Here is a 13,417-nt window from a genome sequence, read left to right on the forward strand (position 1 = left end):
CGATCCATTGACTCAAAATATTACACAAACTGGCAACCACAATGGTCATCCTGCAGTAGGTAACTCAAAAACTCTATCCGTCGGACAGACTCCTAGAACAAGTAAACCGGTTTATAGCAATAAAAATAGGACAATAAGGGGGAAAATGAATGGCTATTAAAAGAATAGGGGTGGAAAAGCGCGTCTGCAGGAAGAGAGTCTGCAAAGAGATTGTCAGCAAGAAGCGTGTCTGCAAGGAGACGGTTTGCAAGAAGCGTGTATGCAAGCCGGTCAAAAAACGTAATTCCGCATTCAGAGCAGTCTCCGGTATCGATCAACAACTTCATGATAGAACGACTGCCAAAGTTTTATATCAGGTTGAAGAATTGGATCTAAACAATGAATATAATTCGGCTAACTCGACATTTCGTCCAAGACAAAACGGTGTTTATGCCCTTTTTGCGAGCGTTTTTTTTGAGACCATTACGGTTACGTCATTCACGCTAGATTTAGAGATAAGAGTAAATGGTGTACCGAGAATTTCAGACCAGGAAGATTTTAATAATGTAAGCGGCATTATTGATGCCGGTGGTATCGTACAATTAAGAGCTCGAGATAGAGTAGAGGTATTTGCGACGGTTTTTGATAAAAACGTCATCATTCAAAGCGGAGTAAATACACGTTTTGAAGGAGCTAGAATTAGTTAGAGATGAATTCAAAAAAGTGCCTAGAGGATAGCCTCTAGGCACTTTTTTTCGAGCAAGAAGCAAGATCATTTAAGGCTGAGTGATCTCCTTCACCGATCTGCGAATAATCAAGTCAGCGGGTAAAACGATTTTTTTCCACGGCAGCGTTGTTTCACGTTCCTGAATGCGTTCGATGAGCATCTTCATACCCATGTAGCCGAACTGATAGGCCTGCTGCGCTGCAACGGTAAGGAACGGCTCGATTTCCGAGTAAGGCCCCAAATCGTCAAAGCAAACGATAGACATGTCGTCGGGCACGCTTATTCCGCGTCCGCGAAGCAGCCTCATCACTTCAACCGCGAGCACGTTATTCCCCGCAACAATAGCGGTAGGAGGCGGATCCATCCGATCAATCCACTGCTCCATTTCCGACAGATCGTTTAACGGACCGAAGCTCGTTTCGTACACATAGCGATCATTATATGATAAATCATTCAGCTTCAGCCCATCTTGATAGCCCTGCAGCCTCAATCGGGCGCTTGAAATTGAAGGAGAACCGTTCACCATCGCAATGCGGCGGTGACCTTGGGAGACCAGATGCTCGACCAGCATCCGGGCGCCTTCCTTGCTGTCGCCGAGCACGATGTCGCATTCGATACCGGGCACTTCGCGGTCAAGCAATACGAATGGCACGTTGTGCATGCGCAGCGATTCCATGTGCGGCAATGACGGATCGCCGGCTGGAGCGACCAGAACGCCGTCAACGCGTGCTATCAATATCGTTGTCACATAATCCGATTCCTTCTCAAGGCTCTCGTCGCTATTGCCGAACAGTAGCCGGTACCCGGATTTTTTGGCCGCATCCTCCGCGCCGCGCGCAAGCGTCGTGTAGAACGGATTCATGATATCGGTGATGAGCAGGAATAGCAGCTTAGTCTGCTGAAGGACGAGGCTCCGCGCCGTTTGGTTCGGTACGTAGTTCAGTTCCTCCATGACGCGCTTTACCTTTGCTCTTGTTTTCTCGCTGATTTTGCCAGTGTTATTGATAACTCTGGAGACGGTCATTGCGGATACGCTTGCTTTGGCCGCTATGTCATATATTGTTACCATCGTTCTGTCCCCTTATTGGATGAATCATAGATTCTATCATACAAAAAAGTAAGCGTTGACAGCAAGCTTTATCCTTGTTATTTTTAGGTTATCGGTAACATTACTTAAACAAATGGAGGTATTTTTTCATGATGGATAAAAACATGCGTTTTCAAGCGGGCTTTCCTAAGATTGGCATTCGTCCAACGATTGACGGCAGGCGGAAAGGGGTTCGCGAGTCGTTAGAGGAGCAAACGATGAATATGGCGATTGCAACGGCAAAGCTATTGGCGGAGCATTTGCGTTATCCGAATGGAGAGCCGGTAGAGTGCGTGATTGCGGACAGCTGTATCGGGGGAGTGGCCGAGGCGGCGGCTTGTGCGGATAAATTTGCTAAATCGGGAGTCGGGGTTTCGATAACGGTAACGCCTTGCTGGTGTTATGGCACGGAGACGATGGACATGGATCCCTCCATTCCGAAAGCGGTTTGGGGCTTCAACGGAACCGAGCGTCCAGGGGCTGTTTACTTGGCTGCCGTTCTTTCGGGTTATGCGCAAAAAGGGCTTCCGGCGTTCGGCATATACGGCGAGCACGTACAAGATGCCGGAGATACGACGATTCCTTTCGACGTGAAGGATAAGCTGGTCGGGTTCGCCAGAGCCGCTCTTGCAGTCGCATACATGAAGGGGAAATCCTATTTGTCAATGGGCTCGGTGTCGATGGGTATTGCCGGTTCGATTGTGAACGACGCTTTTTTCCAAGAGTATTTGGGTATGCGCACCGAGTATATCGACATGACGGAATTCGTACGCCGCATGGACGAGAAAATTTATGACACTGCGGAGTATGAGCAAGCGCTTGCATGGGTCAAGGAAAACTGCGCGGAAGGTTCTGACAACAATCCGGCCGGCATTCAAACGACAAGAGAGCGTAAGGACAGGGACTGGGAAACGGTTATCCAAATGACCCAAATCGCGCGCGACCTTATGGTCGGCAATTCAAAGCTTGCCGAGCTCGGCTTCGGCGAGGAAGCGCTTGGTCATAACGCGATCGTATCCGGCTTCCAAGGCCAAAGGCAATGGACGGACCATTTTCCAAACGGGGATTTTATGGAGGCGATGCTTAATTCCTCGTTCGACTGGAACGGCATCCGCGCGCCTTATATCGTAGCAACGGAAAATGACAGCTTGAACGGGGCCGTTATGCTGTTCGGTTATCTGCTGACGAATACGGCTCAAATTTTCGCGGACGTCCGGACGTATTGGAGCCCGGAATCGGTAGAGCGCGTGACCGGACATAAGCTGACGGGCGCGGCAGAGAACGGCTTGCTGCATCTCATTAACTCGGGGCCGGCTACGCTTGATGGAACCGGCGAGCAAACGAAGGACGGCCAACCGGCGATGAAGCCGTTCTGGGAAATTACAGAAGAGGAAGCTCAAAAATGCTTGGATGCCACCTCATGGCGCCCGGCTTCGGTTGAATATTTCCGCGGCGGCGGCTACTCCTCGGATTACTTGACGCGCGGCGGCATGCCGATGACGATGTCGCGCATTAACCTGGTGAAGGGAATCGGTCCCGTCCTGCAAATTGCCGAAGGCTACTCGGTTGATTTGCCGGCGGACGTTCACGATACGCTTGACAAACGCACGGATTCGACCTGGCCAACCACCTGGTTCGCGCCATCCATAACGGGCGAGGGCGCATTCCGCTCCGTATACGAGGTTATGGATAACTGGGGAGCAAACCACGGCTCGATCAGCTATGGGCATATTGGCGGCGACTTGATTACGCTTGCTTCGATGCTGCGTATTCCGGTTAACATGCATAACGTTCCGGAGGAGCGCGTTTTCCGTCCACGGGCATGGGGCTTGTTCGGAACGGCTAACTCAGAAGGCGCTGATTACCGCGCATGCCAAAATTTTGGCCCTATCTATAAATAAATCGGAGGTATTACGATGAGCAGCACGGACATTCGAAACGAGCTTTGCAAATATGCCCGCAAGACGGTTGCGAACAAATTGGTTGTCGGGCCGGGCGGCAACATAAGCGCAAAATTCGAAGGGAAAATGTATCTTTCGCCAAGCGGCTTCGCCTTGGATGAAATCGAGCCGCATCAATGGGTGGAGGTCGATATCGAGTCGGGAGAAATTACGGATATCGGCCTGCGTCCATCCTCGGAGGTGTTGATGCACCTGTATGCTTACCGGGCCAATCCGGATATCGGGGCAATCGTTCATACACATCCGCCTTACTGCATTGCATTTACGCTCGTCGAGCAAGAGCTGCCGATCATGTTCCCTGACCAGGCGGCGTTAGTAGGGAAAACGGTATACGTGCCTTATGTGCTGCCAACGACGGATAAGCTGGCGGATGCGTACGTGGAGAAGGTGAACGAAGCCAGCTCCGTATTGCTCGGCAACCACGGGCTGGTCACTTCAGGCCGCAATTTGCGCGAAGCTTATTACCGGACCGAAGTTGTGGAAGAAAGCACGAAAATTTTCTTGATCGCTAAGGCGATCCGCGAGCCAAAGGTGCTCACGAAGGATGAATTCGAAGAAATCGCATCGCTGGAGAGCGAGGCTTACCGTATTGAATTGCTGCAAAAGATGAAATAATGCAGCACTCATGTCCGGACTACTTTTTTGGGAGGCTTACAGAATGACGAAGCTTGCTACCGTACTCGCTTTTGATCTCGGCGCCAGCAGCGGAAGAGCTTTAATCGGCGAGCTTACCGGAGATGCGATGAATGGACAGGCTAAGCTGCAGGTGACGGAAATTCACCGGTTTCCGAATCAGCCGATTGCAGTTGGCGGACATTTGCACTGGGACATACTCCGTTTGCTGCAGGAGTTAAAGAATGCGATCCGCAAAGCATTCCAGGAAGGGTATGAGCCGCAAACGTTCGGGATCGATACTTGGGGCGTGGACTTTGGGCTGCTCGATGCGAACGGCGAGCTGCTTGGCAACCCTTATCATTACCGCGATCCGCAAACGGATGGAATTGTGGAAGAGCTGGGCGAGCTAATCGGCAAGTCATGCTTGTACGAGCAAGGCGGTCTGCAGTTTATGCCTTTCAATACGATAAACCAGCTGTATGCGATGCGGAAAGCGGAATCGCCGAAGCTCGCAGCGGCAAGCACCTTGCTGCTTACGCCGGATTTGCTTGCCTACTTTCTGACAGGGGAGAAGGTATGCGAATTCACAATGGCGACGACTACGCAGTTGTTCCATCCGGAGGAGCAAGCATGGAATACGGCGCTAATGGAGCGGCTTGGCATTCCGAGCCGGCTGTTCATCGAGCCGATTCATCCCGGCACTCGAATCGGTCCGTTAACGCCGGAGGTGTGTGCCGAGCTGGACGTTCCGCCGATCGAAGCGGTCGCTGTAGGGACGCATGATACCGAATCAGCAATAGCCGCTGTTCCGGCGGCAGCGGGAGCCCCATTCGCTTATCTCGTCTGCGGAACCTGGTCGCTGCTCGGAACGGAGCTTGAGCAGCCGATCGTCACGCCGGAGGCGATGGCGCTGGATTTCTCCAATGAAGGCGGAGTGGGCGGTACGTACCAGCTGCTAAAGAATATTATGGGGCTTTGGATATTGCAGGAATGCAAACGCGAGTGGGATGAGCAGGGAGCTGCGGTTTCTTTTGCCGAGCTTGTAAAGCTTGCCGAGAACGTCAAGCCGTTCCGAAGCTTTATTCAGCCTGACGCTTCGTCGTTCTATGCGCCGTCCGGCATGGTCAGCCGGATTCAATCCTATTGCCGCGAAACATCGCAGCCGGTTCCCGAGTCGATGGGCGAAGTAACGCGCTGCGTCCTGGAAAGCTTGGCGCTGAGGTACCGTCAGGCACTCGAGCAAATGGAGGCTTTGACCGGTGTTGCGTACAGCGGTTTGCATATGGTTGGCGGAGGCATACAAAATGAGCTGTTATGCCAATTTACAGCTAATGCGTTAGGCCGGCCGGTTTGGACGGGGCCCGTTGAAGCAAGTGCAATCGGCAACATGTTGATGCAGCTTGTCGCTTTGGGACAATGCATGGATTTGCAGGCCGCTCGACAGTTGTCAGCCTTATCTTTTCCAGTGGATACGTATGCTTCTGTACAATCGGATGAGTGGGAAGTTGCTTATAAAACCTTCGCCGGGCTAAGTTCTATTAAGTAGATTATCGACGCTGGTCATGTGAAAGGAAGAGGTCTATATGTTAATAGGGGTTTCTAAGCTTATTTCTCCTGAGCTGCTCAAAGTGCTCAGCGAGATGGGACATAGCGATGAAATTGTGCTGGCAGACGGCAATTTTCCGGCGGCGAGTCACGCACAGCGATTAATTCGTACCGATGGACACGATATTCCGGAGCTGCTTGACGCGATTCTGCGGCTGTTCCCGCTGGATCAATACGTGGCTAAACCGGCTGCGCTCATGCAGGTCGTTCCCGGCGACACGGTACAAACGCCGATTTGGGAGGAATACCGTTCCATTATAGCTGAGCGGACAGGACTTGCCGAGCCATTCGAACAGGTCGATCGCTTCGCCTTTTACGAGCGGGCGAAGCAGGCTTATGCCGTAATCGCAACCGGCGAAGGCGCGTTGTATGCCAACTTGATTTTGAAGAAGGGCGTTATTGCGGAATCCTAGCCGCGCTTTTATTCGATTCTATTATTTTAATGCAAGGATTGAGGACTGCCTTACGGTCAATGGACCGAGGGCGGTCCTTTTTTTATAAATCTAAATCATGAACTCTTTACCTGTCTGCCATGAGGGGATAATATCGGCTAATATGTCGGTATACCCGTTTTTTTGATCACTAAAAAAAACAAACAATTTCGTAAAATCGTCGCCTGTCCAGATGAAAGCGGTTTCTAATATAATGAATCCACAACAGATATGAGGGGTGATGGCATTGGGGTAAACAAAGTCGTAGTAAGCAAGACTTCGTTGTTGACACGGTTGTCTCGGAAGAAAAAGGTAAACTCGTATGAAAACAATTTAGCCGGCTACGTTTTTATTTCGCCGTGGTTGATCGGGTTTTTGCTGCTGACGGTTTGGCCGGTCACGCAGTCGTTCTATCTCTCTTTCACGGATTATCCGCTCTTGGCGGATCCGGTATGGGTAGGCGTCGAGAACTACACGAAAATTTTTACGAAGGACCCTCTGTTTGGCAAGTCGCTCGCAGTCACATTCAGTTTCGTTCTGTTATCCGTTCCGTTGAAGCTGTTTTTCTCTTTGATGGTAGCCATGCTGCTTAATAAAAGTTTGAAGGGCATGAGCCTGTATCGAACGGCTATCTATTTTCCGTCCTTAATCGGGGGAAGCATTGCCGTTTCCGTTCTTTGGAGAAATATGTTCGACTTGAACGGCTACATCAACCAAGTGCTTGCCTGGTTCGGAATTCAAGGCGTGGGCTGGATTACCAATCCTAGTACAGCGCTTGGTACGCTAGTCCTCTTGAACGCGTGGCAGTTCGGCTCGACCATGGTTATTTTCCTGGCGGGATTAAAGCAAATTCCGCAGGAATTGTACGAGTCAGCCTCTGTGGACGGAGCAGGGAAATTTAGGAAGTTCTTAAATATCACGCTTCCGATGCTGTCCCCTGTTGTGTTCTTCAATCTTGTACTCGGCGTGATCGGCTCGTTCCAAACGTTCACCTCGGCGTTTATTATTACGAAGGGCGGACCGATTCACTCAACGTACATGTACGCTTTGTTCCTTTATGAAAAGGCGTTCAAGCACTATCAGATGGGATACGCATCCGCGTTGGCATGGATTCTGCTTGCGATCGTCGCCAGCCTGACCGCCATTAACTTCTTGGTGTCCCGTTATTGGGTATTCTACGAGACGGATGGAGGGAAAAAATGAATACTCTCCACCGCGGTTATTCAAAAGTCACCAATCATTTGTTTTTAACATGCTTCTCACTGCTCATGCTTTATCCGGTGATCTGGTGGGTAGGAGCGTCCTTGAAAAAAACCGAGGAAATGCGGTTGCCTACCATTTGGCCGGAGGTGGCTATGTGGAGCAATTATTCGAAAGGTTGGAATTTCTCAGCCGAGTTTTCATTTGGTCATTTCTTCGCCAATACGTTGATGATGGAATTTTGGAACGTATTAGGCGGAGTGCTGACCAGCGCGATTGTGGCCTACGGTTTTGCCCGCTTGCACTTTAAGCTTCGAGGTTTTTGGTTTTCGATACTCCTGTTGACGATGATGCTTCCAGGGCAGGTTACGATTGTTCCGCAATACATTTTATACAATAATTTAGGTCTTGTAGACAGTTATATCCCGTTGATCCTTCCGCATTTCTTCGGAGGAGGGGCATTCTTCGTATTCCTGCTGGTCCAATTTATCAGAGGCATTCCAAGAGATTTGGATGAAGCGGCGAAGATCGATGGCGCCTCCGTATATGGGATCTTTTTACGAATCATATTTCCCTTAATTAAACCGGCCTTGGTTACGGTGGCCATTTTCACTTTTATATGGAGTTGGGATGATTTTTTTGGACAGGTATTGTATTTGAGCTCCGTCGAGAAATTTACCGTCGGCTTGGCGCTGCGGATGTTTATCGACCAGTTTGAAATCCAGTGGGGGCAGCTTCTGGCGATGTCACTTCTCTCGATAACCCCTTCGGTCATCGTATTTTTTCTTGCGCAGAAGCATTTCGTCGAGGGAATTTCCACAACCGGTTTAAAAGGATAGTACATTAACCAAAAGGGGTAGAGAATATGACAAAACGTCAATGGTTGGCAAAAGGGTTAACTTTACTGATGGTCGCTGTGCTGTTGCTTGTGACGGCTTGCAGCGGGGGCAATCAGGAAGCGGGAACAAAAGCGGAGGGACAAAATGGGGAAGCAGGGGAGAAATCCGGCGACAGCGGCAGCAAGGCTGTAAAACTTAGCATCATGTGGTGGGGACCGGATGCCAGACACGAAGCGACTATGAAAGTGCTTGATATGTATTCGAAACAGCATCCGGGAGTTACGTTCACGCCTGAGTATCTCGCATGGGACGGCTACTGGAGTAAATTGCCTACGCTTGCAGCATCGAAGTCTATAACGGATGTTTTGCAAATGGACGCGGCGTACATTAAAGAATACGTGGGGAATGGCACACTCGAAGACTTGTCGGACATTGATCTGAGCGGCATTGTTGACCCTAACGTTATTGAGAACCTGAAGATCGACGGCAAGCTGTACGGCATCCCGCTAAGCCAAAATGCGGGAGGCATAGCTTACAACAAAGAGGAGCTTGAGAAACACGGCATTCCGCTCCCGCATCAGAATTGGACTTGGGACGAATATTTCGACTGGGCTAGAGAAGCGCGCAAGAAGCTGCCGGAAGGCAAGTATCCAATCGGCGACGTCACTACGTGGGACGGGTACCAATACTACCAAGCTGCCTACGGTAAAGGTGATATTATGGCGGACGGCGGCAAAACCTTCTCTCTCGACAAAGAACTATTCCTGAAGTTCTTTAACACATATGCCGAATTCCGCAAAGAGAAAATCGTTCCTCCGGCCGAGCAGGCTGCAGCTTTCCAGGAGAACGACCCGCAGGCGGATCCGATGGCATCCGGCGTCCTCATGACTACCGGCAAAACAACAGGCTCCGTAAGCGTAATGGAAACATTGATGCCGGGCAAGGTGGACGTCGTCAATTCTCCGACGGGACCTGACGGCGGCGGCTGGGCGCAGTCTACGATCTTCTTGAGCGTAAGTTCAAACTCCAAGCATAAACAAGAAGCCAAGGACTTCGTTAGATGGTTTATTACGGATAAAGAGGCCGGTCAAGTGCTTCGCCTGACCCGCGGTATTCCGATCAATCCTGACATCTACGCGGAGCTGGAGGCGTCGCTCGAGCCGAAGGATAAGCTCGGCAAGAAACTTTATGATGTCTCCGTCGAGAAAGCATTGCCGTTCTTTAGCTCAGCTGCAGGTTATACAGAATGGGTAGACGCTTTCGAAGCGGAGATGGAGAATGTCGTTTACGGAAAACAATCGGTCGAGCAAGCTTACGAAAAGATCAACCAATTGGGTCAAGACCTTGCAGCCAAGGCTGCAAGCAAGTAATGAATAGGGTAGATTAGCGGTTATTAAACGGGAGCCGCCTGGCTTCGGCGAAGTCGGGCGGCTCCCGTTTTTCATTCGTGCTGACGGGGGGCATGTTTAACTGAGCCGTTCCATAAAAACGAAACTGATCATCAGCTTTTTTGCCGTAATGCTTCCCCTTATAACGTTCTTGGTCGTAAGCAACTGGTATGCGAAAAACGTCGTGCGCGAGAAAATCTCGGAAACCTATAGGAATACACTGGATATTTTTGTCCGCCAAACAGATCGCAATTTGCAGGAAATTAACAATTATCTGTATAAAATGGCGACACTCGATACGGATGTCGGCCTGTTGATGTCGTCCCCGTACGGCAGCGACAATTATGTATTGACGAAGGTGCGAATTCAGAACGAGATCAACAGGGATATCGGATTTTACAACCACCTTATCGATACGATTTTCCTATTTAATGAAAGTAAAAAAAGTGATTTGATTATAAGCACGTCAGGTCCTTACGGGATCTCGCAGCAAGTGCTGCAAAAAAACATCTCCGACATCATTAAGTCCGAAAACAAGCTGATATCCCGTAATCAATGGTTGATTTGGAAAGACAGCATACTGCCCGGAGAACATTTTGCGATCAAGACTGTTCCGGTGACAGAGGGACTCTATGTCGGAGCCATCATCAAAATGTCGGATATCCGCGAACAGCTTTCCATCCAATGGGACGACGGCGCCATAGGTGAGAGCGGCATATATAAGAACAACGGAAAGAGCTTGATCGAGCCTCTTGCGGGCAGTCCTCCACAGATGACCCTTGAGCAGCTCCTCGTCAAGGACGAGCCATACAGGACAGTGACAGACAAGACGAGTGGACAAAACTATATGGTCATGAGCCGTTCCAGTGAACATGCGGATATAACCTTTAATATCGGGATTCCGGAGAGCAACATCCTGAAGGGGCTGCCTTATTTCCAGAAAGCGACGTATTTTTTGGCATTCGGAGTTATTCTCATTTTTGCGATGTATCTCTTTTTCATCCGGCAAATCGTCATTAAACCGCTTCAGCAGCTAATTGCAGGGATGAAGAAAATATCGCTCGGGATGCTGGATATGAGGTTGAAAACAAATGAGACGGTTGAACTCGTAATTCTAGCCAAGACGTTCAACAACATGGCCGAGCAAATTAAAACGTTGAAGATCGGAATGTACGAAGAGCAGCTTCGCGCCCAAAAAATAGAACTCATGCAATTGCAGGCTCAGATTAACCCTCATTTCTATATGAACAGCTTGAATATCATTTATAATTTTGCCGTACTGAAGGACTACGAGCCAGTGAAGCAAATGTCACTCCATTTGGCGGATTATTTCCGTTTCATCATGAGGGTAAACCGGGATTTGATCAGTCTGGAGGAGGAGCTGAAACATGTAGCCAATTATATCGAGATTCAGAAACTGCGTTTTCCAAGTAAGTTAGTTTGCGAATTTGATCTTCCTCCGGAATCGAAAGAGTTGATGTTGCCCGCACTCTCCGTTCAACCATTTATTGAAAACGCTGTTATCCATGGATTTGTGAACCGTAAACAAACATTCCGCATCAAGGTGGCCGGTTCAATCTTTGCTGCACATGAGAAAAAATATTTGCTTCTTACTATAGAAGACAACGGGACCGGTTTCCCGGAGGGAATTCTGCCCGGATTGAACGGAGCCGGGCCGCTTCCGCAGGCGGATACAAGCCGCTTGGGAGTCCAGAACGTGATACAGCGAATGAACTTGCGTTATTGCGGCGAAGTCAAAATCTCGTTTTCCAATGCGACGAAAGGCGGAGCGGTCGTTGAATTGCTGCTTCCGCTTCAATAGAAACAGACGATGATGGGGGCATTTATGTACAATCTTTTGGTGGTTGACGATGAAGAGATCGCTATACGCGGAATTATCCATGGAATCGATTGGTCGGCGCTGCAGCTCACAAACGTATTTACGGCTAATGATGCCGAAGATGCGAAGTCGGTCTTCCGCAACCATCCGGTTCACGTCATGATTTCCGATATCGATATGCCGAGAGAAAACGGAATTCTGCTCCTGAACTGGGTGAATGAACATTCCCCGGAGACGAAATCGATATTTTTAACGGCACATGCGAACTTCAAATACGCGCAGCAAGCGATTCAATTGAACAGCTTCGATTATTTGCTCAAGCCGATTGACCATGAATGCTTAAAGCAATGTGTGGAGAAAGCTTTGGATGATGTTAAGGATCGGGAGGAAGAAAGGTCTTTTCGAAAAACTTTTGAAGTTTATTATGACCAGTGGAAGAAACAGCTTCCATATTTGGTCGAACGTTTTTGGCAAGATGTATTGCACCAGAAAATCAGCACCCGTCCCGATCAATTGGAATCGATGTGTACGGTATATGGCATTCCGCTTGATGCCGGCAAACCTATCGGGCAGATTCTTATTAGCGTTGAAGAATGGAAGCGGGAGTTTAATGCGCGCGATGAGGATATTATGACTTATGCGCTTAAGAACGCAGCTGCGGAGATACTGCTTGAATCTCAACCCGGGACCGTAATTCAAGATCAGAACGGAATCATCTACGCATTGTTATATGACCCGGCACCGGAACAACTATCTCTCCTTGAGGAAAGGTGCCTGGAGTTTATCTGCAAGAGCGAGCAATACTTAAACGGGATTGTATCCTGTTACATTGGCGAGCCTGCGACCGTGGCCGGACTTCATTTAAGAGCGCAGCAGCTGGCGGACATGGAAAGATTGAATATTCGAAAAAAGGGAAGTGTATTTCGGCTCTCGGAATTTAAGAAACCGAAAAAGATACATTCTACCGCTCCGAGCTTGCAGGAATGGCCGATTCTGATCGAGCAGGGCAAACGGCAGGAATTGATGCAGCGAGTCGAAGATATGTTCGAGGGGCTGCAGTGTGATCAGATCGATCATACATTTATGGTGCAATATTACTACGGGCTTGTAAACATGGTGTTCCAGTTGCTCCAGAGAAAATCGCTGTCACCTTCTGAGGCGTTTCCCTGTGCGGAATGGAAGACTGGCGAAACCACTTTGAAGTCTCTGACCGCCGTCAAGGCCTGGACGCTCCAATTCGTCGGGAAGGCGGTCGAATATATCGGATGCCATAGTAAGGAGCTTTCGGGAGCGATTGTCAAGGTGCAGAAATACATTGAATCTAACCTTCATCTGGAGTTCAACAGGGAATTAATCGCAGAATATGTGTATCTGAATCCGGCATACCTTTCCAGGCTATTCCGTAAAGAAACGGGAAAATCGCTGACCGACTATATGATTGATTGTAAAATGGCGAAGGCAAAGCAGGAACTGGCGAACACAAATGTGAAAATCAGCGACATTGCGCTTTCGGTCGGTTATTGCAATTTCTCCCATTTCTCTAAACTGTTCAAAAAAACGACGGGACTGACGCCGCATGAGTATCGCAAAAAATATCAGGACATTTATCAGGACATCCTCTAAAAAAGTCACCAGAGCGTTAAATTGGTAACGGCGCCGATAGAAGCAGGGCGCCGTTTGTTTTACAATGAAAGCAAGACAAGTATTGAACAATAACGACAAGAAGGAGCAATTCCTGTAATGAA

The 13,417-nt window shown here is 49.2% G+C and carries 11 protein-coding genes; 10 read left to right on the forward strand and 1 reads right to left on the reverse strand.

Annotated features, from left to right (window positions below; genetic code table 11):
* Positions 1 to 149 precede the first annotated feature (149 nt).
* Positions 150 to 686 (forward strand): hypothetical protein, encoded by a 537-nt coding sequence (locus L1N85_RS09595; protein ID WP_235237342.1) that lies wholly within the window; start codon positions 150 to 152, stop codon positions 684 to 686.
* Positions 687 to 755: 69 nt separating this feature from the next.
* Here L1N85_RS09595 and L1N85_RS09600 read toward each other — a convergent pair whose 3' ends face one another.
* Entirely contained in the window at positions 756 to 1,775 is a 1,020-nt protein-coding gene (locus tag L1N85_RS09600) for a LacI family DNA-binding transcriptional regulator (protein ID WP_235237343.1), read from the reverse strand.
* 128 nt (positions 1,776 to 1,903) lie between these two features.
* Between L1N85_RS09600 and L1N85_RS09605 the strand changes: the two genes are divergently transcribed.
* The 9 genes from L1N85_RS09605 (at position 1,904) to L1N85_RS09645 (ending at position 13,295) form a co-directional block, all read left to right on the forward strand.
* Positions 1,904 to 3,694, forward strand: coding sequence for an L-fucose isomerase (locus tag L1N85_RS09605; RefSeq protein WP_235237344.1), 1,791 nt, complete (start codon positions 1,904 to 1,906; stop codon positions 3,692 to 3,694).
* 15 nt (positions 3,695 to 3,709) lie between these two features.
* The gene (locus L1N85_RS09610; protein ID WP_235237345.1) at positions 3,710 to 4,369 is read left to right on the forward strand and encodes a class II aldolase/adducin family protein; all 660 of its coding nucleotides are present in this window, start codon (positions 3,710 to 3,712) and stop codon (positions 4,367 to 4,369) included.
* Positions 4,370 to 4,412: 43 nt separating this feature from the next.
* Positions 4,413 to 5,915 carry a rhamnulokinase gene (locus tag L1N85_RS09615; protein WP_235237346.1) on the forward strand — a complete coding sequence of 501 codons (1,503 nt, stop codon included), beginning with the start codon at positions 4,413 to 4,415 and terminating at the stop codon, positions 5,913 to 5,915.
* Positions 5,916 to 5,952: 37 nt separating this feature from the next.
* Entirely contained in the window at positions 5,953 to 6,387 is a 435-nt protein-coding gene (fucU, locus tag L1N85_RS09620; RefSeq protein ID WP_235237347.1) for an L-fucose mutarotase, read from the forward strand.
* Between the two features lie 303 nt (positions 6,388 to 6,690).
* A complete protein-coding gene (locus tag L1N85_RS09625) occupies positions 6,691 to 7,608 on the forward strand; it encodes a carbohydrate ABC transporter permease (RefSeq protein WP_235237348.1) in 918 nt (305 codons plus the stop codon).
* Complete coding sequence (locus L1N85_RS09630; protein WP_235237349.1) at positions 7,605 to 8,444, forward strand: carbohydrate ABC transporter permease; 840 nt, start codon at positions 7,605 to 7,607, stop codon at positions 8,442 to 8,444. The genes L1N85_RS09625 and L1N85_RS09630 overlap by 4 nt, the downstream gene beginning before the upstream one ends.
* Before the next feature lie 26 nt (positions 8,445 to 8,470).
* The gene (locus tag L1N85_RS09635) at positions 8,471 to 9,814 is read left to right on the forward strand and encodes an ABC transporter substrate-binding protein (protein WP_235237350.1); all 1,344 of its coding nucleotides are present in this window, start codon (positions 8,471 to 8,473) and stop codon (positions 9,812 to 9,814) included.
* Between the two features lie 202 nt (positions 9,815 to 10,016).
* Positions 10,017 to 11,654, forward strand: a complete 1,638-nt coding sequence (locus tag L1N85_RS09640; protein ID WP_235237351.1) for a sensor histidine kinase — start codon at positions 10,017 to 10,019, stop codon at positions 11,652 to 11,654.
* A 24-nt stretch (positions 11,655 to 11,678) separates the two neighbouring features.
* On the forward strand, positions 11,679 to 13,295 hold the full coding sequence (locus L1N85_RS09645) for a response regulator transcription factor (protein ID WP_235237352.1): 1,617 nt from the start codon (positions 11,679 to 11,681) through the stop codon (positions 13,293 to 13,295).
* Positions 13,296 to 13,417: the final 122 nt, after the last annotated feature.

The organism is Paenibacillus alkaliterrae (assembly GCF_021532375.1).
GTDB classification, from domain to species: Bacteria; Bacillota; Bacilli; order Paenibacillales; family Paenibacillaceae; genus Pristimantibacillus; species Pristimantibacillus alkaliterrae.

Bases quoted from the DNA above. Each gene is read 5' to 3' on its own strand.
- L1N85_RS09595 (WP_235237342.1), top strand. From the start codon at position 150: ATGGCTATTAAAAGAATAGGGGTGGAAAAGCGCGTCTGCAGGAAGAGA.
- L1N85_RS09600 (WP_235237343.1), bottom strand. From the start codon at position 1,775: ATGGTAACAATATATGACATAGCGGCCAAAGCAAGCGTATCCGCAATG.
- L1N85_RS09605 (WP_235237344.1), top strand. From the start codon at position 1,904: ATGATGGATAAAAACATGCGTTTTCAAGCGGGCTTTCCTAAGATTGGC.
- L1N85_RS09610 (WP_235237345.1), top strand. From the start codon at position 3,710: ATGAGCAGCACGGACATTCGAAACGAGCTTTGCAAATATGCCCGCAAG.
- L1N85_RS09615 (WP_235237346.1), top strand. From the start codon at position 4,413: ATGACGAAGCTTGCTACCGTACTCGCTTTTGATCTCGGCGCCAGCAGC.
- fucU (WP_235237347.1), top strand. From the start codon at position 5,953: ATGTTAATAGGGGTTTCTAAGCTTATTTCTCCTGAGCTGCTCAAAGTG.
- L1N85_RS09630 (WP_235237349.1), top strand. From the start codon at position 7,605: ATGAATACTCTCCACCGCGGTTATTCAAAAGTCACCAATCATTTGTTT.
- L1N85_RS09635 (WP_235237350.1), top strand. From the start codon at position 8,471: ATGACAAAACGTCAATGGTTGGCAAAAGGGTTAACTTTACTGATGGTC.
- L1N85_RS09645 (WP_235237352.1), top strand. From the start codon at position 11,679: ATGTACAATCTTTTGGTGGTTGACGATGAAGAGATCGCTATACGCGGA.